At 42.2% G+C, this 19,319-nt stretch carries 22 protein-coding genes and 1 pseudogene; 16 read left to right on the top strand and 7 right to left on the bottom strand.

From position 1 onward, the window contains the following. Nucleotides 1-77: 77 nt before the first annotated feature. From serC to EOO50_RS05135, 4 genes are all read left to right on the top strand, one after another. Nucleotides 78-1,148 carry a 3-phosphoserine/phosphohydroxythreonine transaminase gene (gene serC, locus EOO50_RS05120; protein WP_290838420.1) on the top strand — a complete coding sequence of 357 codons (1,071 nt, stop codon included), beginning with the start codon at nt 78-80 and terminating at the stop codon, nt 1,146-1,148. A 162-nt stretch (nt 1,149-1,310) separates the two neighbouring features. Next, nucleotides 1,311-2,273: a D-2-hydroxyacid dehydrogenase gene (locus tag EOO50_RS05125; RefSeq protein ID WP_290838422.1), complete on the top strand. Its 963-nt coding sequence runs from the start codon at nt 1,311-1,313 to the stop codon at nt 2,271-2,273. A gap of 477 nt (nt 2,274-2,750) precedes the next feature. Beyond that, nucleotides 2,751-3,185: a DUF6146 family protein gene (locus EOO50_RS05130; protein ID WP_290838423.1), complete on the top strand. Its 435-nt coding sequence runs from the start codon at nt 2,751-2,753 to the stop codon at nt 3,183-3,185. Nucleotides 3,186-3,245: 60 nt separating this feature from the next. Beyond that, nucleotides 3,246-3,569 carry a DUF6787 family protein gene (locus EOO50_RS05135; RefSeq protein WP_290838424.1) on the top strand — a complete coding sequence of 108 codons (324 nt, stop codon included), beginning with the start codon at nt 3,246-3,248 and terminating at the stop codon, nt 3,567-3,569. A gap of 43 nt (nt 3,570-3,612) precedes the next feature. Here EOO50_RS05135 and EOO50_RS05140 read toward each other — a convergent pair whose 3' ends face one another. Together EOO50_RS05140 and msrA are read right to left on the bottom strand one after the other, a co-directional pair. Continuing rightward, on the bottom strand, nt 3,613-3,915 hold the full coding sequence (locus EOO50_RS05140; protein ID WP_290838471.1) for a hypothetical protein: 303 nt from the start codon (nt 3,913-3,915) through the stop codon (nt 3,613-3,615). Nucleotides 3,916-4,026: 111 nt separating this feature from the next. Next, a complete protein-coding gene (msrA, locus tag EOO50_RS05145; protein WP_290838425.1) occupies nt 4,027-4,680 on the bottom strand; it encodes a peptide-methionine (S)-S-oxide reductase MsrA in 654 nt (217 codons plus the stop codon). 207 nt (nt 4,681-4,887) lie between these two features. Between msrA and EOO50_RS05150 the strand changes: the two genes are divergently transcribed. The 4 genes and pseudogenes from EOO50_RS05150 to EOO50_RS05165 form a co-directional block, all read left to right on the top strand. Then, complete coding sequence (locus EOO50_RS05150; RefSeq protein ID WP_290838427.1) at nt 4,888-5,547, top strand: ABC transporter ATP-binding protein; 660 nt, start codon at nt 4,888-4,890, stop codon at nt 5,545-5,547. A gap of 2 nt (nt 5,548-5,549) precedes the next feature. Further along, the gene (locus EOO50_RS05155) at nt 5,550-7,241 is read left to right on the top strand and encodes a hypothetical protein (RefSeq protein WP_290838428.1); all 1,692 of its coding nucleotides are present in this window, start codon (nt 5,550-5,552) and stop codon (nt 7,239-7,241) included. 43 nt (nt 7,242-7,284) lie between these two features. Next, nucleotides 7,285-8,262 (top strand): hypothetical protein, encoded by a 978-nt coding sequence (locus EOO50_RS05160; RefSeq protein WP_290838429.1) that lies wholly within the window; start codon nt 7,285-7,287, stop codon nt 8,260-8,262. Beyond that, nucleotides 8,259-8,756: pseudogene (locus EOO50_RS05165) on the top strand (DUF2400 family protein); the annotation flags it as partial. The gene EOO50_RS05160 and the pseudogene EOO50_RS05165, both read left to right, overlap by 4 nt. 26 nt (nt 8,757-8,782) lie before the next feature. Here the strand turns inward: EOO50_RS05165 and EOO50_RS05170 are convergent. Further along, nucleotides 8,783-10,474: a recombinase family protein gene (locus EOO50_RS05170; protein ID WP_290838430.1), complete on the bottom strand. Its 1,692-nt coding sequence runs from the start codon at nt 10,472-10,474 to the stop codon at nt 8,783-8,785. A 311-nt stretch (nt 10,475-10,785) separates the two neighbouring features. Here EOO50_RS05170 and EOO50_RS05175 point away from each other — a divergent pair, with 311 nt between their 5' ends. The 5 genes from EOO50_RS05175 (at nt 10,786) to EOO50_RS05195 (ending at nt 12,990) form a co-directional block, all read left to right on the top strand. Continuing rightward, a complete protein-coding gene (locus tag EOO50_RS05175; RefSeq protein WP_290838431.1) occupies nt 10,786-11,283 on the top strand; it encodes a hypothetical protein in 498 nt (165 codons plus the stop codon). Between the two features lie 71 nt (nt 11,284-11,354). Then, entirely contained in the window at nt 11,355-11,882 is a 528-nt protein-coding gene (locus tag EOO50_RS05180) for a DUF4468 domain-containing protein (protein WP_290838432.1), read from the top strand. Beyond that, nucleotides 11,854-12,348 carry a hypothetical protein gene (locus EOO50_RS05185; protein WP_290838434.1) on the top strand — a complete coding sequence of 165 codons (495 nt, stop codon included), beginning with the start codon at nt 11,854-11,856 and terminating at the stop codon, nt 12,346-12,348. The genes EOO50_RS05180 and EOO50_RS05185 overlap by 29 nt, the downstream gene beginning before the upstream one ends. After that, nucleotides 12,345-12,620, top strand: a complete 276-nt coding sequence (locus tag EOO50_RS05190) for a hypothetical protein (protein WP_290838435.1) — start codon at nt 12,345-12,347, stop codon at nt 12,618-12,620. The genes EOO50_RS05185 and EOO50_RS05190 overlap by 4 nt, the downstream gene beginning before the upstream one ends. 1 nt (nt 12,621) lies before the next feature. Then, nucleotides 12,622-12,990 carry a hypothetical protein gene (locus EOO50_RS05195; RefSeq protein ID WP_290838436.1) on the top strand — a complete coding sequence of 123 codons (369 nt, stop codon included), beginning with the start codon at nt 12,622-12,624 and terminating at the stop codon, nt 12,988-12,990. Nucleotides 12,991-13,022: 32 nt separating this feature from the next. Here EOO50_RS05195 and EOO50_RS05200 read toward each other — a convergent pair whose 3' ends face one another. Beyond that, nucleotides 13,023-13,583, bottom strand: a complete 561-nt coding sequence (locus EOO50_RS05200) for a hypothetical protein (protein WP_290838437.1) — start codon at nt 13,581-13,583, stop codon at nt 13,023-13,025. A 204-nt stretch (nt 13,584-13,787) separates the two neighbouring features. Here EOO50_RS05200 and EOO50_RS05205 point away from each other — a divergent pair, with 204 nt between their 5' ends. Together EOO50_RS05205 and EOO50_RS05210 are read left to right on the top strand one after the other, a co-directional pair. Further along, nucleotides 13,788-14,909, top strand: coding sequence for an AbiH family protein (locus EOO50_RS05205; RefSeq protein ID WP_290838438.1), 1,122 nt, complete (start codon nt 13,788-13,790; stop codon nt 14,907-14,909). 275 nt (nt 14,910-15,184) lie between these two features. Continuing rightward, entirely contained in the window at nt 15,185-15,601 is a 417-nt protein-coding gene (locus tag EOO50_RS05210; protein ID WP_290838439.1) for a hypothetical protein, read from the top strand. A 14-nt stretch (nt 15,602-15,615) separates the two neighbouring features. On the opposite strand, the gene EOO50_RS05215 is transcribed toward EOO50_RS05210, so the two are convergent. Beyond that, nucleotides 15,616-16,236 (bottom strand): recombinase family protein, encoded by a 621-nt coding sequence (locus EOO50_RS05215; RefSeq protein ID WP_290838441.1) that lies wholly within the window; start codon nt 16,234-16,236, stop codon nt 15,616-15,618. Between the two features lie 74 nt (nt 16,237-16,310). After that, on the bottom strand, nt 16,311-16,730 hold the full coding sequence (locus EOO50_RS05220; protein WP_290838442.1) for a hypothetical protein: 420 nt from the start codon (nt 16,728-16,730) through the stop codon (nt 16,311-16,313). Between the two features lie 382 nt (nt 16,731-17,112). On the opposite strand from EOO50_RS05220, the gene EOO50_RS05225 reads away from it, so the two are divergent. Then, a complete protein-coding gene (locus EOO50_RS05225; RefSeq protein ID WP_290838443.1) occupies nt 17,113-18,099 on the top strand; it encodes a hypothetical protein in 987 nt (328 codons plus the stop codon). Between the two features lie 774 nt (nt 18,100-18,873). On the opposite strand, the gene EOO50_RS05230 is transcribed toward EOO50_RS05225, so the two are convergent. Continuing rightward, nucleotides 18,874-19,095, bottom strand: a complete 222-nt coding sequence (locus EOO50_RS05230) for a hypothetical protein (protein ID WP_290838444.1) — start codon at nt 19,093-19,095, stop codon at nt 18,874-18,876. Between the last annotated feature and the right edge of the window lie 224 nt (nt 19,096-19,319).

Genomic DNA, 19,319 nt, shown 5'->3' on the forward strand with positions numbered 1-19,319 from the left:
ACATAGGTTAATTATTCATAAAAATCCTATTCGTTTCGCATTCTGTTTACGAAATTTGCGAAAATTTTTTCAGAAACATGAAGAAACACAACTATAGCGCAGGCCCATCGATTCTTCCTCAGGAAGTGCTTCAAAAAGCAGCTGCGGCCGTGCTCGATTTCAACAATTCAGGATTGTCGTTGTTGGAAATTTCCCACCGAAGCAAGGATTTCGTAGCCGTCATGGACGAAGCGCGCGCCCTTGTCCTCGAACTTATGGGACTCGAAGGCAAAGGCTACCAAGCCTTGTTTTTGCACGGAGGCGCAAGCCTTGAATTCCTGATGACGCCTTATAATCTGATGACCAAAGCCGGGAAAGCCGCCTATCTCGATACGGGAACCTGGGCGAGCGGCGCGATCAAAGAAGCCAAGGCTTTCGGGGAAACCGTGGTCGTGGCATCGTCGAAGGCCGAAAATTACACGCATATCCCAAAAGGCTATTCGATTCCTGAAGATGCCGACTACTTCCACTGCACGTCGAACAACACGATTTTCGGAACCCAGATGTTCGAGTTTCCCGATACCGACATGCCGATGGTATGCGACATGAGTTCGGATATTTTTTCACGCAGGATCGATTTCTCGAAATTCGGGATGATCTACGCGGGCGCACAGAAAAATATGGGACCTGCGGGCGTTACGCTCGTCGTCGTGAAAGAGGAAATCCTGGGCAAAACGGGACGCACGATCCCGAACATGCTCAACTTGCAACAACACATCGAAAAGGAAAGCATGTACAACACGCCTCCCGTTTTCGCGACCTACACGAGTTTGCTGACCTTGCAATGGCTCAAAAACCTTGGCGGGATCGAGGCAATCGAAAAACAAAACAACGCCAAAGCCGAACTTTTGTACAATGAAATCGACCGCAACCCGTTATTCACGGGAACGGCGGCAAAAGAAGACCGTTCGAAGATGAACGCTTGTTTTCTGCTCAACGACGAAGCGCACGCCGAAGCGTTCGACAAAGCGTGGAAAGCCGCGGGAATTTCAGGTTTGGCCGGACACCGTTCAGTTGGCGGTTACCGCGCGTCGATGTACAACGCCTTGCCGATCGAAAGCGTTCAGGTACTGGTCGACGTGATGAAGAACCTCGAAAGTTCCATCTAACCAAAACCGCGGCCCGGATAGCAGCGGCATCCTTTTGTGCGCTTCTTTAGCGCGCAAAAGATACAGCGGATAGCCGGACACGTCCGCCCAAAAAACAATTTTAAAACGCAAGAGACTGAATCTTTTAACCATTAAATTTTTCAATCTTTCAATCTAAATAAAATGAAAGTACTAGCCAACGACGGCATTTCAAAAGCAGGCCAAACGGCCCTCGAAAAAGCCGGATTTGAAGTCATCACGACGAAAGTCGCCCAGGAACAAGTGGCGAATTACATAAATGCGCATAAAGTCGAGGTGATTTTGGTGCGATCGGCGACGAAGGTCCGCAAGGAAATCATCGACAATTGCCCTTCGCTAAAGATCATCGGGCGAGGCGGCGTCGGGATGGACAACATCGATGTGGACTACGCGAGATCGAAAGGTTTGCACGTGATCAATACGCCTGCGTCGTCATCAGAATCAGTTGCCGAATTGGTGTTCGCGCACCTGTTCAGCGGCGTGCGTTTCCTTCACGATTCGAACCGCAACATGCCGCTCGAAGGCGATTCGAACTTTGACGGTTTGAAGAAAGCGTATGCGAACGGGATTGAATTGCGTGGAAAAACGCTTGGGATCATCGGGTTCGGACGCATCGGACGCGCGGTCGCCAAAATCGGGCTCGGTCTTGGAATGCGAGTGATCGCGTCGGACAAATTCGTCGGAAATGCTGAGATCAAAGTCGATTTTTACAACGGACAATTCATAAACGTCGACATCGTGACCGAACCGATGGAAGATATCCTGAAACATTCGGATTTCATTTCGCTTCACGTTCCCGCCCAGGACGGTTATGTGATCGGACAGGCGGAATTCGAATCGATGAAAGACGGAGCCGGAATCGTAAACGCGTCGCGCGGTGGCGTAATCGACGAAGTGGCGTTGTTGGAAGCGCTCGACAGCGGTAAGATCCTGTTCGCGGGATTGGACGTGTTCGAGAACGAACCCTCGCCTGAAATCCAGATTTTGATGCACCCGAAAATTTCGTTGACGCCTCATATCGGAGCTGCGACGAACGAGGCTCAGGACCGAATCGGAACGGAATTAGCGGAGCAGATCATCGGGCTTTTGAAACCGGAAGTTAATTGATGATTGACAATTGATAATTGACAATTGATAATTGACAATTGATAATTAATAATTAATAATTGGCGTGAGGTAAGATTCACGCCATTTTTGTTTTTGGACGTTTGGGAGTGGACAATTGACAATTGACAATTGATAATGGAGAATGGTGAATGGAGAATGGAAAATTGATAATGGAAAATTGGTAACTGATAATCAGCTGTGATATCTATTTTACGCCTTTGCTTTTGTCCGACAAAAATGGAATCTAACTTTTGTTTTTTTCTTTCACGTTCGGCATAACTAATCGCCAAAAAAGCGATGAGATTTCCGGCTACCCAATAATTATTAATTATTCATTGTTAATTATTCATTGTTAATCATTCATTGTCAATTGTCAATCATCCATTGTCAATTGTCAATTGCCAATTGTCAATTAAATCCCAACGTCATCCAACCCAATCCCCCGAATCCGTATCTTTAAGTAGAAAATGAAACATCATGAAAAAAAACCTGATTGCATTTTCGATTGTGTGCCTATCGATTTACGCGTGTTCGACACAGCAAGGTTCGATCGCAAAAACGGATTCGAAAACAACGACTACAAAGAACGACACGGTTCGGATCGCAAATGATTCGCTGCAGTATGAAGTGATTATCATCGACGGCGGTTTCAACACCTGGCTGGTATCACAGGCACAACCGAGAGGTTTCTATTCCCAATCGTATCTCGAGGCCCGAAACATACCTTGGGTAACCGAATGGAATTTCCGCGTGAGGCAACCGCAGCGCTACGGCAATCTCTATCAAATGGAAATCGACTACCGGCAGGGCACGAATTACGGCTATGAAGTGAATTACCTGCTATTCAATTACCTCACGTATTTCCAAATCCAGAACAACCAAAAGCTCAGCGGCGCAATCCCGCGTCCTTAACTCATATTTGGCTTGCGACGCGCCCGATTTTATGTTATTTTTGGGTCATAGTCAACCCAAATGAAAAAACTCAAAGAGCGCTGGGGCATCGAATCGGGTTTCCAGCTCACCATAATCTTTATCGTATTCGCGATTACGGGCTCGACGGCGGCATATTTGTCCAAGCCGATCCTCGCGTGGTTTGGGATTACGAAAGCCGATACGTCTTTGTGGTTGTACTATCCGTTGTACATCGTGTTGATTTTACCCGTTTATCAGGTTTTGTTGGTTTCCTACGGATTCCTGTTCGGACAATTCAAATTCTTTTGGGCGTTCGAAAAAAAGATGTTGCGCGGAATGGGACTCGGATTTTTATTTAAGGAAACGAAAAAGCCTCGCGAATAACGAGGCTTTCTTTTGATTATACGGTTTATTGTTTATTCGTTTATTATCTATTCGTCTTTTTAATGTAGTACGTATAAAACCACATCAAAGTAAAACTCGGAATGAAATCGGTAAACGGGAAAAGTTCCTCTAAAATCGAGAAAACCCCGGCGGCCTTACCTGACCAACCCTTGTACATCCAAGCCATGAGCAGACCTGAAACAGGCGCCCAGATCACGTCTGAAAATTCCCCGATAAACGGGATCCCGAACGACAACATCCCTATGCAGTCAAACAGGATACTCAAAGCCAAATCGCGGTTCTTGTTATAGACACGCGGCGTGAGATCGAGTTTCTCCTTGACCATATCGTTAACATACAATGGCATTTTCTTCAATTCCTTAGTTATTAATTATTAATTATCAATCGTCAATTATCAATTGTCAATTATCAATTATCAATTGTCAATTATCAATTGTCAATTCTTAAGCTGCGCCTTAAACTTCTCACGAACCTTCTCTATCTTCGGCGTTATCACGAACGTACAATACGGTTGTTGTTTGTTTTGTGCGTAATAATTCTGATGGTAATCCTCGGCCGGATAAAAAACGGGCGCTTTGGTCACCTTCGTAACAACTTTCTTGCCAAAGCCATATGTGTTTTCAGATTCGAGTTCCAGTATGTACGCTTCGGCTAGCTTTCGCTGGTCTTCATTGTGGTAGAAAATCTCGCTTCGATATTGTGTTCCGACGTCGGCGCCCTGACGATTCAACGTTGTCGGGTCGTGCGTCGCGAAGAAAATTTCCATGAGATCGCCGAATGTTACTTTCTTGGGATCAAACGTAATCTGGATCGCTTCGGCATGACCTGTATCGCCACTGCAGACATCTTTATACGTCGGATTCACGGTCTTCCCGCCGATATAGCCTGAAACGACGCTCTTTACACCATCGAGCTCCAGAAACACGGCCTCGGTACACCAAAAACATCCACCAGCGAACGTTGCGGTTTCCATTCCTTTTTGTTCTTCGATTTTCAGGCTGTCGTTCTGTTGTTGCGCTGTTTTTTGCTTGTCTCCCGCCATGCACGAAAAAAAGACGGCAAGAAACGGCACTACAAATAACTTTTTCATATAGATTTATTTAGCGGTACAAAATTAATTGTTGTTGGTCTGGAAGTCATTGTCCTTAACGTAAGTTTATATCGGACGCCATTACCCTTGCAGCCACTTACGAAAGATTGCCTCCAAAAGATTCCAATTTTTAAAAATTGTTCGTTTCTTTGCCACAAAGGCGAAGACGCGAAGGCCACACCTACGCATTAAAAAGCCTTACCCCTGATGATCCAAGCCACGAATATCCATAAGCGTTACGACAAACTCCATGTATTGAAAGGCGTTGACCTGACTATCGACAAAGGCGAAATCGTTTCGGTGGTGGGAGCTTCGGGCGCCGGAAAGACGACATTGCTGCAAATTTTGGGCACGCTCGACAAACCGTCTCGAGAGGAAGGCACATCGCTACTCATAAACGGCGAGGACATTCTGGCGATGAACGACAAAACGCTTTCCAAGTTCCGAAACCTGCATTTGGGTTTCATCTTCCAGTTCCATCAATTGTTACCCGAATTCACGGCGCTTGAAAACGTGTGTCTGCCTGCATTCATCGCGAATCGACCGAAAGCCGAAGCCGAGATTGAAGCCAAACGCCTACTCGATTACCTCGGGCTTTCGCATAGGATCGACCACAAGCCCGGAGAACTTTCAGGAGGCGAACAACAACGCGTCGCCGTCGCACGTGCGATGATCAACAAACCGGCCGTTATTTTTGCCGACGAACCTTCAGGAAACCTCGACACCGCCGCCGCTGAAAATCTCCATAAGTTATTCTTCACGTTGCGCGACGAACTCGGACAGACATTCGTGATCGTCACACACAACGAAGATCTCGCCGACATGGCCGACCGAAAACTCGTCATGAGCGACGGACAAATCATTTAATCATGTTGCTCATCGCCCTGACATTCGTATACATTGCTTTTACGACTATCAATTTCGGGGCTTTCACCAATGTCTTTTTCCGAACGAAGACAACCGATTTCGCGACGGTTTCAATGCTCGGGCTTTTCGGCGTCACGATGTTCACGAGCGTTTGGGCGATTTTCGACCGCGTCAATTGGGAATTCCACGTCGTGCTTCTGCTGCTCAACATCGCATTGTTTTTCGTGTTCCGAAATTCGGTAACCGCGATCTATCGCGCGCTGAGGATAGAATTCGGGAAATTACCCAAAACAATCAAGCTGTTCTTTGCGGTCAGCGGATTCCTTATCATCGCAAAATCGGCATCGGCTCCGTACATTCTCGACAACGAATCCTATTACATCCAAACCGTGAAATGGCTCAACGAATATGGTTTCGTGCCCGGACTCGCCAATCTGCACATTTTTCTCGCGCAGATGAGCGGCTGGCACATCGCACAAAGCGCGTTCAGTTTCTCGTTCCTGTATCCGAATTTCAACGACCTGAGCGGATATTGCCTGTTACTCGCGAACCTATTCGCCGTTTTACGTCTGTGCGAATATTTTAAAACCGACTCGAAAATTGCGTTGATCATTGGTTTATTGCCCGTCGCGAATGTGTTTTTCCTGCAATTTTCAGGGGCGCCGGCCGCAGACATCCCAATTTTCGTGCTCACGTTCATGGCGTGTTTTTATTTCGTCGGAAGTTGGCGCGACCCGAATCGCAACTCCTTCAATCTTCTCGTGATCTTAATTTTGTTCGCGTTGTTCATCAAGATAACCGTTATCGCGATCGTGCTCCTGCCGATATTCCTATTGTTTAAAAACGTCAAGGAATTGATCACGTTGCGAATCGCGATTCTCGGAATTTTGGTGTTGTCGTTGTTCGTGATCCGAAACTGCATCGCAAGCGGATTCCCGTTGTTTCCATTGCCGAATACGTTCGGCTTTGATTCCGATTACGCCATGCCGAAAACCGTCGCGAATTTCTTTTTCGTCGAAAGCCGTCCGTATCCTTTCGGACTCACGAAATCCCAATATGACGCGATGCCGTTTTACGAAATCTTCCTGACGTGGCTCCGACTCCCCAAATTGCATGGCTTTTTCAACACCGTCGGCGTGATGCTCGCGATACTCTCGCCCGTTTTCATTTTTAAGTTCCGGAACACGAAACCGATGTGGTTGTTATATGTCACGATGCTTTTCCAGCTCGTCCTGTTGTTGTATTTGTCGCCCCAATATCGTTTTTTCATGAACTTTATCCTGTTCTTCGGGTTCTTCTGCACGGCGTGTCTGCTTTCGAAACGAATCGCGGTCCAAATCCTGCTTTGGGTTTCCTGCGCCGCCGCGGCTGTCATCGTCTTTGTTCCGGTCAAGCTCGATTCGTTGACCAAAAACAAATATGCGAACCGATCGACTTCACTTTCAGCTAAAAATCTCATCTTCCCACATTCGAACTCAAAGTCGGATACCGAATTCGAAAGTCTCAAAAACGGTAATCTCAATTATTTTTCTCCCGTAAACAATGACTTTTTCTGGAAAACCGGCGACGGCCCGTTGCCTTGCGTGAACAAAGACCAGGTTGAATTTTTCGAAAAGAATTTCGGTCGGCGCACGCAACTTCGCGAAAAAGAAATCTCGGCTGGATTCATTTCAGACAGTTTACCGACGCGTTGACGCAACCAAAACCCATTTCGGCATCCAGATTAAAACACCAACCATGAGATTTCTCATTCCCGTCCTTTTTTGCCTATTGTTTTCTTCGTGCGCCACAATCCTGAACAAAAGCCATTACGACATTTTGTTCAGTTCCGACAAGCCAAACACGAGCGTGACCATTCTCGACAGCACATATTTACTCCCGGCAAAGGTCAACGTGAAGCGTCAAAAAAAACAGATTCCATTCTCAATACAAGTCGACAGCCTTTCGAAAAATCTCACGTTGTATCCGTTTACCGACAGCAAAATCGCGATAAACGCCAGCCTTGGCCCGTACATGCCGGTCGGTTTTACGGTTGATTTACTCAGCAGGCAGCGTTTCTCGTACGGGAACTTCGTAAATATTTCAACACATGGCGATTCGATCTGCGTATATGGGCCGAATCCTCGCGCATTCGGGCAAAAGCCGCAAAAAAGCACAAAGCAGGATTGGAATTCGCTCTATGGAATCCGCAAAGGAGAAATATATCTGACGCCTGGCATCTCGCCTATCACTGCGATAAACATCTCATCGAGAAACAATGACGTTTCCGGTGTTTCATTTTTAACGGCACGCGTTAACCTGGATTATGCGTATGCCGACAATCGCTATTTTTCGGTCGGAACGGGTTTCGTCGCGCCGTTAAACAATACGATTTTTACCGATCCTGACTATATGTCCGCGATTTTCCTTAGGCTGACCGACAACTACGTTTGGGAACGCTTTCATTTTGGCTACGGCGCCGGATTCATGTCCGCTCATTTCAAAACATACAGCTATGATTTCGGGATTAGAGATGACGTATACGTTGCGTCGTTCTCGAACAATTCACTCACGGCGCATCTTGACTTGGGAGTGCGCATCAACCGGCGATTTTATTTTCAGGTCAATTACCAGCCGAGCATTTTCAGGATTTCACCGAATCCCGATTTTGCGTACAGCCATTTGCTCAGTTTCGGATTTACACATAAATTGCGCCTCCGAAAAGAACGACCATGACGTTTGATGAAATGAAATCCTTCCTGGATGAAAAAGCCGATCTGTACAACAATCCCGATTTCATCGAAAGCGATCCGATCCGGATCCCTCATTCGTTCTCGCTTAAAGAAGACGTCGAAATCTCAGGATTTTTAAGCGCGACGATCGCGTGGGGAAACCGCAAATCGATCATCACGAACGCAACCAAAATGATGGAATTGATGGGCAACGCGCCCTACGATTTCGTGATGTCGCATTCCCAAAACGATTTGGCCCGACTCGAAAATTTCGTGCACCGAACCTTCAACGGACGCGATTTCTCGACATTCATCGAAGCCATAAAGAATTTATATGTCAATCACGGCGGACTCGAAAACGCATTCGTCGGAAATGAAAACCTGCAACTTTCGATTTCCGATTTCAAGAAAAAATTCTTCGAGATCGAACACCAGCTCCGGACGCAGAAGCACGTTTCGGATCCTTTGAACAATTCGGCCGCGAAACGCATCAACATATAGCTTCGGGCAATTAGTGTGGCGGTTTAATTAAACTTCAATAATTTATTTTTCTTTAACCTCAACAACTCAATCTTGTCAGTAGTGTTACTGAGTGTGGGGTAATCAAACTTTACACCGTGTTCCGTATTTCGGATATCAACAAGGATTTCGGGATTTGAGTTATTCTCACCGACTTCTGTCTCACTTAGCCAAATCCAATCCATAGCTTGGTAGTTAGTCATAAAGACCGAATTTTGACGGTAACCGCGATAACAAATTTTAATGAGGTAATGACCTTCCTTACTCTCTTTGACGTGAAGGACTTGGATTTTCTCAATCACGTTATGGATTCCGCGTTTGATAGTGTCAAAGCTTTTATCGTTGATATAAGCTTCGAATGCATCGGTGAATCTTCTTTCCTTGGTAACTGAATCGGATTCTTCAATTTTTATTTTGGCTTCCTCAATTTCGTTAATTGTATTTTCCAATTTTCTCTTCACGTTTATCAGTTCGTTCTTGATGGTTTCGTCATCTGAGAACTCAGGGTCAAGCAACAAACTGTAAATGTGTTTCTGTTTTTTCTCCAACTTGTCCTTGCTTAACTCCACAGACTTCAAATGCTTTCGCATCTCACCTACGGAGTCGAAAGATGGTTGGGAACTCAAGAATTTTTTTAATCCTTTTGATTCGAAGAGGTGTTTTGTAACGAAGGTTTCAATTTTGGCCATCGCGATTCCCCTGCAACCGAACTTCGTTGCCTGTCCATGACGACACTTATAAGTTGTGTCCTTGGCCAATGGTCTCTTTCTTCCAACCATTTGACCACCGCAACAATCGCAAAACAGTATTCCTTTCAAAAGATAACGGTAAGTGTTATTCCGACCCGCGTTTCTCTTGTTATTTTCAAAATTGTTGTTGACCTTTCCCCATAATTCCTCAGTAACGATAGCGGGTGCATCAACGAAAATGTCATTCCAACGCTTCTTGCCTTTATTGATGGTGTTCTTAAGAATGTCGTGAATAACATTTCCGCGCCATTTTACCTCATCACGATTGAACTCTTTGACATCTTTAGTATAATCATCCTTGCGGTAAAACGATTTGCCCTTAAAGTTTTTTGATTTGGTTGGAATTCCCTCATCGTTGAGGACGTTCGCAATTGTGTACGCGCCCAATCCGTCTAACGACATTTGATATAGTCTCCTTACAACTTCTGATTCAACGTCATCTAATACGAGCATTCCATTTTCATCGGTCGTGTAGCCATAGGGATTGATTCCATTTGCACGACCAGCGGCAACAAGCTTGGCCTTTGTATCTTTCAATTTTTTCGACGTTAGCTGAGCAAACATTCTGTTGGTCAAAGATATTACACCTGTCGTTAACTGTGTTTGCGGGTCATTCAAATCTGTTTCAACTCCATTAGGGAAGTACTTGATTCCTTTGAGAACAACTAAGTGCTGAAATATGTGCCAAATCTTGGGAGAACGCTCCAATCGTGATTGGTCATAAACCCAAACGTGGCTAACAAGATTTTTTCTGATGGCATCCATCATTTTCGCGAACTCAGGTCTGTCCTCAACTTCGTCATGCGTCCCTGAAACTCCCGCGTCGGTGAGAACTGTGTAAGGTAATCCGAGTCGATTCGCAAAAGCAACTCCTTTTTCTCGCTGAACAGCCGTGCTGGTTTCACGTTCTAAATCTTTATTTGAGCGTCTGCAATAGATTACTACCATATTTTATCGTTTGATTACCACACAAAGATAATCAATGTTCTTTCGGATAATTATGACTGTACCCAGGATTTACAGAATTGTTAAAGATTTGAAATATTTTTATAGTAGTACAAATATAAAACAATATTTACCTTCATTAATATACGAAAAACTTTCTTTATATCCAATTTTGTTGAAGAATTAATAATGCGTAAGTTTGCATTGTATTAATCAAATAATCTCACTTGAAAATCTTTGAACCCTCGCGCGGGGATTCGAAGAGATAGCGAAATTGTTTGATTTTTTTTGTTTAATACCTAACTGAAACCATTATGAAAGAACTTGAATCACAAACGGAGCATTGGCTCCCAATAGTAAAAGGGAAAATTTACTTCACCGAAGAAATGCTTCAGCGACGTGTAAAGGCCAAGCGGAAATTGTCTGAGTACGCCTTAGAGCAGGTTGCTACATACCAAGAACTTTGCGCCAGAATAGGAATCGCGGTTCCCGAAATGCCAAAATCTGAACATGAGATAGATTTCAGGAGATACATAAAGGCTCACTTTCCGTTGCCTAAAAGTCTCACCAGAAGTCTCCAAATTGATGTCACAAAATTAGTCGCAGATATGCTTATTGAAGTTTATGTGGAACGAAAGATTAGCGAGGTGAACAATGCAGTTGCTTATTCATTCTTCCATGTAGTCGATGTTACGGAGAAGCATGTTAGATTGTTGAGTTATCTATCATACGGCAGTTGGATGAAGTTTCAAAAGGATTTGGTCAACCGAAGAAATACGGTTTTTAATGCGCTTGCCATGATTTTACGTTAGAAACAATCCCGGATTTGCTGGGGTTTCATATATTAGCATTCAACTTAGCACATCAACAAAACCATTTAATAATGAAGAAATTAATTACTTTTCTGCTATTTGCGGCTATGCCAGCATTTGCGCAAGATTTACCTCAACTCAAACTTACAGCTCAAGGAGTCGAACCCGTGGTTGTCAATGTCGAGGGCAAAAATGCCCACGACATCTACCTTAAGACGCTCAATTGGGTTCAAGAAGCCTATAAGAATCCTGATAAGGTTTTGAAGGCAAACATTGCTGATGAGAAAATCAGAGTCGAAGGCTTTAAGCAAAGCGCGTGGTTTATCAAAGGATTGATGAAAGTCTATATGGATATGGATTACACGCTCGAAATTGAATTCAAGGAAGGCAAGTATAGATTCACATATATCATAGGTGGGTTTAAAGGGTCGCAGGGGCAAAACGTTAGTTATTCTTACGAAGTGTTTTGGAAGAAAGATGGTTCGCTTCGTGGAATGTATGATGAGGCTCCGAAGATGATTGAGGCAGAGATGAATTCCTTGAACCTCTCATTGTATTCCTACCTCACGGGTGAAGGCAAGAAGAAGAGCGATTGGTAATCCTATGACAAATGACAGGAAAATTGATTTTGAATTCTTCAAGGGAATCAAAAAACTTAATCCGTGGGAACCGCATAAACCAATTCTAAGATGGTGTGTCTGTGAGTTTGCGGGTGTAGAGGAAGTGGACATTGAAATTGAGTTCATGTCACGAATTCTCTTTGAAACTGGTGACCTGATTACCGAATCACAATTGGATGAAATTGATGAAAATGCGACTATCGAATATTTGGAAATTTACGAAGATGTCAATGTTTCTCTGAGTGGAATTGACAAACATTATAGATTGCTGGGAAAGCATGACAATGAAGCCAATCTCTATTTCATCAAGAAAGAAACCTTGATGGCCAATATCAGAAAGAACATTGAACTCCCATCAGGGTATGCATATCAGGAAGAAATCACGGGGCGCGATTACTCAGTAATTTACAGAATTGAAAACTTTGACCCAAGACTAAACCAATGAATAAGAAAGACCTACTTCATCACGTGGAAAGATTGACCTCGGCAATCGAGCAGTTAGACGCATTGGATGAATCGATGTTTGTTCAAGCTCGGGAAAAGAACATGAGATTGGACTTCGTTCGAAAGTGGACACTTGCGCCAAGAGCCAAGAAGGATAAACCCATGCCAGCCATTTGCCTTTTCGGCTCGACCATTACACTCGGAAAGAATGACGCGCGTGGAAAACTTGAGAAAGATTTGGAGATTACTAAACGCAATATTGAACGACTTTAAAATGGAAAATAACAAGTTGCCGTTAATGCTTAAAGAAGGTGTTTTTGTTGACCATTTTTTAATTAATAAAAATGATATTGAAAACAAAAAGAGTGTTGAGATTGATGTGATTCTCTATGGCAAAGACCCTGACGAAATTTATGTGGGACTTAAAATTATTGGGATAGATTTTGAAGATGGTATCTTAGTTAGCCGACCGAATGAAAAATTGATTATAAACAACTATGATAAAATTGAAGAATCCAAAAATCAAGTTGTCGGATTTGCTTATCTCTTGATGGTGGCCGAGAAGAATGGAGCGATAATACATCTCGAACCCAAGAAAGATGTGGATGACGAAATGCTGTTAACTATAGATTATAGAAATTGAATTGTTAGATGCGAGTATGGCAATTAGCATCGCTACCAGCTTTCCACGCCGCGACCTTCGCATTGTGGGCAAACTCGTCTTTCTCTTACACCTGTGGCTGGGTTCGAAGCCGTAGCCGTTTCAATTCCCGTTCCGTTACATAGACTGCAAGCGTCTTTCGAATAGATTCTCCCGTCTATTCCCGTCTGTACCTCATTAGTCGGATTGGGTGTCATTTCCGCTCTCATCTTTTTAAGAATGTGTTGACGTTGACAAGCATCACCGCAAACGTAGTAAGGTGAATATTCTGAAACAACATCACCCGCATATTCCCGCGCATCATTGGAAACTGAATTGCCGCATTCTGAACAAATATTGTGGGCTATCAGGTTTTCCTTTGGAGAGACATTCGAGTTTTCCGTTGGAGAGTCATTCATTCTCTCACGTGCATAATCACCCATATTCTCACTTGTGGAAATTACCCTGCTCTCAGTTGTAGATTGTTCGGGAGTGATGTTCTTCGGTTGGATTATCTTCACGAAGAAAATAATACCTACAACGAATATGATTGCATAGACTACCCCTAACGCTGGATTGGACTTGTTGTCGCTCATAATTGTTTAGTTATAAGGCTAATATAGATATATTAACGATACTGCTTAGAATTATCCCGGTTCGTCAAAGTATTATTGAACTTACTGATGGTTTACTCAAGTTAAATAGTCAAAGAATTTCAAGGGCGAAAGAATTATTTGATTTTCACAATCGAATAGATTACGACTTATGTTGGTATATTTGGCTCGCAAAAAAAATGTAAGATGAATAGACTTGTAATTCTTGGTAATGGATTCGACTTGGCTCACGGTCTGCCAACGAGCTACAATCATTTTCTCTCTTGGTATTGGAAGAAAGTCAATGCTATTGCTTGGGATGGGAATGCTTTTGTATATGAAGATGATTTCATTTCGGCGAAGAGTTGGTCAGAAGTTCCTGACTGTCTTAGTTTAGCAGATTTTGAGAAAATATTTAATAACGGTGAGAATGGAAAACACTATAGTTATAAGAATGCCTTCTTCATCCAAATTTGTCAAATCCAAAATTTTCAAAACTGGGTTGACATCGAGGAATATTACAAACTTCAATTATCTGCGGCATTTCATCAAAGTACTAATCGCGAGAAACAAATTAAAACCTTAAACGAGCAATTTGGGAAAGTGAGAGAGCTGTTTGGTGAGTATCTTAATGAGGTCATCCCCAATTTTGAAAGCGAAAATTTGTATCAGATAGGCATGAATCACATACTGAATAACTGGGTCGAGGGACTAAGTTTCACCTCAGCATTTTCCGAGTCCGTTCCACATCACCTTAAAGACATAGAAGAATTCCAAGAGTTGATGGCTGGCAAGCGTTACAAAGAGGATGATGGTCGTACAATGGTTTTGAATTTCAATTACACGGACACAGTTCGCCAATATATTCGTGAAAGTTCCAAGGTTGCTGTAAATTACATCCACGGACATAGGGCGCATGAAAATTATCCTATCGTATTCGGTTATGGTGATGAATCAGATGAATTGTTTCCAAAACTTGAAGTCGCTAATGAAAATAGTTACCTACAATTTACAAAGTCAGCGAGCTATTTGACCACATCGAATTACACGAATTTGATGAATTTTGTGGAGTCAAAGCCATTTTTTGTTCAAGTACTTGGTCACTCGATGGCTATTTCAGACCGCACTTTGCTGAAGACAATCTTTGAACATGATAACTGCAAATATATCTTCATGTTCTATCACGAGAGGGTTGATGGCACAACCGACTTTTTCGATAAATCTGCAAATATCGCTCGTCACTTTTCTGACAAGAAAATGCTTAGAAAAAAAGTTGCACCTAAAGTGTTTTGCTGTCGGTTGCCGCAAAAGGTTTCAAATGTTCAATGACCTTGTTAGCGGTGTGTGGACTGATTGAATATGAAAATTCAAATTAGCAGTAGAATCGCTGGCTTTGTTTTACGCTTAAGTGGGTAAATACTTTTTTCTGCCAAGCATTCCACATAAACTTTGAAAGATTTGATGCTTCAGGAATAGCCTTGAGGATTTGAACCCCAACAATTGATTTCCAAAATGTGTTAGCTTTTTTATATCCCCGAAATTGGGGATTGTATTGCTACAATAAGTTGCTTACATTTCAGCACAACCAATTAACTCAATTATTTATGAAAGCTGATGTACAATACAATGATTTAAGAGGGACAGCCTCAGCGGATGTTTCTGATTTAATGGCACATTTTGGCGGTGATGACTTATCATCGTTCGCAAACTATTTCAAGCTTGACAAAGAACGCTTCGACATTGTAGGAGTCTCCTTTTACGGAACGGGTGGATTTAGTGCATCATTACTTTGTGTAGATAAACAAAAAAGTACACCTGAAAAAGAGCATATTGTTAGCCTTGGTCTTGGCACGCGCGATGATGATAAAATATTGAACACATTGTTCAAACGGCTTCATGTCGTGTTGCATAACTTTAGTGATGAAAAATATTCAGACCCTAATCTAAACTATTCCGAAGAAGCGCATTTTTCAGACTATCACGAGGTTGAAGAGGAAGAAGATGGCGAAGACCAAAATTAAAATGAAGCCAGCGATTAGCTGGCTTTCTTATTCAAAATATCCTTAACCTTCTTCACCGTGTGAGGTGAAACATTCGTGGTTTCGGCAATCAAATTATTCGTCATATTACCAACCTTCAGCAACTTCACAACCCTTGGATATTTTTCAATAACGTCCTCATCGGACTCCTTAGAGCCAAGCGCACGACCTTTGTAGGTTCCGCGTAGTTTGGCCGCCGCCACCCCTTCCAATTGTCTTTCTCGGAGTGTTGCCCTTTCGAGTGAACTCAAAGAGGCCATTACGCTTACCATTAGTTCGAAGATTTGGTTTGGTTTGCCGTTTGGCATCATGCTATCAAGGCCAAGATTATCGACGTGTAAGTTTACATTATGATTCTTGAAGTGGTCGATTGTTGATAGAACATCCACCGTCGAACGTCCAAGGCGGTCAACAGCAATAACGCTTACTTGTTCAACTTCCTTGAGTGCGATGTGATGCAGTAGCTTTTTAGCCGCTGGCCTTTTCTCGAAGGGTATAGTTCCACTAATTACATCGATGAACAATTGTTCATCGGGATGTTGCTTTGCCAATTGTCTTGCGTTATTTTGACTCTGACTTGACGTGCGTATATACCGTGCCTTAAATTTTTTTTCCATGATGTGTATTGATTAGTATTGATATTGAGTGACCACCAAGCCAAGCATCAGGAATCAAATGAACGGGTTAAAATTTAGAAATTGTAGTTACTTTGTTTTTCAATTGCTATGTCCAATCGCTGTTGGATAACATCGAAGTAAAGTTCATGTTCTTCATGCTTGATTTCCTTGGTTCCTTCTAATAGATAGAAACTGTAAGTATCATTCCAAGCAAGAACAACTAAGACCCATCCTGTGTGAAGGTGTCCGTTCACATAGAGCAAAAGACCTTTGCCCTTGTAACTGATTTTGCGTTCAACGCCCCAACTCATGTAGATGGAACCGTTAGTCATTATCAGCAGATTAAGTGTGTCCTGTACGTCGAAATCCCTTTGACACAGGGTTTCGATATTATCGAAATTTTTATTTAACTTTGTCATGATTATAAGTATTAGGTTCATTCGAACCTGACGCTTGAAGGGCTGTTCCACCAGCCCTTTTTTATTTGGTGGCATTCTCAATATTTCAATTAACGTGTGTTGCTTAATTCAACGAGGTAAAGATACTGAAAGCCAGGATAGTATGCAAATTTAGGGTGGTTATTTTTGCAAATAATTTTTAACGATTTCCTTAGGGTTTCCTTAGGGTAAAACCTGCACCATATGACTATACTCTAAACGTGCAAATGTTGGTGAGGTAGGAATTTGGTGCTGATTTGGGCGGTTCTTTTTTTGGCGGCCTTAAACGGGCGGGATGCTATCGATATAGATAATTTTAGTTTGATTTTAAATGTGTAAGGATAAATTGTTTGGGACTCCATCCGAACCAACACGGAAGTCTTATAAGTCAGGTGAAAACAGATTCCACTATTGGGAAAATTGTGTTATAGATGATGTTATGAAAGCCAAAGATTATTTAGAGGAATGGTTTGCGAATTACCCTGAAGAACATCGCAACCGATTACGTGAAGACTTTAAGCATAAGTTCGGAGATGCATGGTATGAACTTTTCATCCATCAATTATTTTTTCTTCAAGGTTTTCAAATGGAAGTTCATCCCGAAGTTCCTAATTCAACTCGACGACCAGATTTCTTAGCGACTAAAAAAGGTTATAGCTGTTATGTTGAAGCTAAAGTCTTAACGGGATTATCGAAACGCGAAGAAGGATTAATAACCATTCGCGAAATGATTGAAGACAGGCTCCAAGAAATGAATCTTCCTAATCATTTGTTGAGTTTAGATAAGCTTGAATTTAAAGATGAGAATGTTCCATCACTAAGAAAAATAACCAAATGGATTGAAAGTAAGGTTAGCAAAATTTCTGTTGATGAAATCAAAACAGGCTCAGACCTTGACAGTCGGGAATATTTGAAATTTGAAAATGAGAAAATTCTTATTGTGATGCGTGTGCTTTCTTCAAATGTCAAGAGTATAGTTCCCGAAGATTTTGATGACCATAGACCAATTGGTTTATTTCCCACCAATTTTGAAGTTATCGTGGGTGGAAAGGAAGCGATTCAGGATGCTTTTAAATTTAAAGCAATGCACTATGGAGAATTAGACAAGCCCTACATAATGTGCTTTAACCTTAATAATTGGAAATTGGATTTACATCACGACGTAAATCAAGCCTTGTTAAATAACATTGGAAGTAATAAGGGATTTTGGGCGGTTAACCCGCCGAAATATAAGAGAGTGTCAGCAGTTTTGTTTACCAAGGCTCAACCGTCCGATTGGATTAACTATAAGCATCGTTTGATTCTTAATCCCGCGCCTAACTTTGATTTCCATTTCGAGTTCCTTAACCTTACGTTCGAGATGGTAAGAACAAAAACAGATGTCATTGAAAGAAAAGATATCAACGATATATTCACGAAAAAATAAATTAAAAACTTTAATTTTTTCCCCGCGCGGCTCTATCTTTTGAACGAATATATTTCTCAGTAGAATTTAGGCGATTATATGAAGGTGTTGGAAGTGGTGTTTGATAATAATGATAGTGCTTATGAATAACTACTTGCGGTTTTGACTCAGGCTTCAAAAATTGGATAAGGGAGATAACAACACCGATAACCACGCACGTCACCGTCACGCGATTAATCCTTCTGTTTTCTCTTTCTATCTTCTTTCTTTTCATCATTGGTTCCCTGATAACCTATAAACGAATATCACTTTGTTTGTAACTTGATAACTACTTTTACCTATTATGGTTCCACCTGACCCAGCAAAAAGTCAAATTTCTCCAAACCCCTATGTTTCCAATACTTTGCAAGTGTAGCTTATTCTGTAATTTTAGAAAAGGACACAAAAAATCCACCTTTTCCAAAGGCAAAAATTCTCCGATTAAATCACACTTGGTGTTACATGGCACAAACATAATTCCTGTGATAATTTTAAAATAGGACAGTTCGTTTTCATAGTTCTCGGCCAAAGTAAAAAATGGGAAATGGAATTATTGGACATGGTTTTTGGGCATAAAAAAAGGAAGCTGATTAAGGCTTCCTTTTCTTTTCCCCGCGCTGAGGTTATTTTTGGCAACGTTGGCTTAGCTTCAGTTTCACATACGGTTTGAGCCAACTTGTAAAGAATTTGTCCACGTCAAGGTGTTGGCTGTTACACGATGAAATGCAACAAGCCGCCTCAACCACCTGACAAATTTCATATTCCTTCGGCTTCTTGATTGCTGGATTCATTTGGTATTAATTTTCTCTTGAGTTTAACCGTGAAATGGGTTTCGGCACAGCTATCATTTATCTTTACATCGGTCGGTTGCGTAATTTCAAAAAAATCTTCCCCGAAGGATTCATCCAACATTTGCTGGATTTGGGTGGTGTAAATTTCATCTCTCATCATCAACAGGTTTCTAATATCTCTTATCATTTCTGTTCTTTTAATCTTCCCCGCGCGATGTGTCTTGTGCCGGGATTCTTTGTTATTTGCTGAGGTTTGCAACGATTTGTTCAATCCTCTTCTCGCTAAGTTGGAAGTCATGGCTTAGTATCGCATATCTTCCTTCCTTGCTGAACTTATCCAGCGATAGGAACGATGTATAAATGTCAAGGTCTCGGACTATAGTGAAAGACATAAGTCCTCTTTTGACCAAT

The organism is Flavobacterium sp. (assembly GCF_004211145.1).
Lineage (GTDB): Bacteria > Bacteroidota > Bacteroidia > Flavobacteriales > Flavobacteriaceae > Flavobacterium.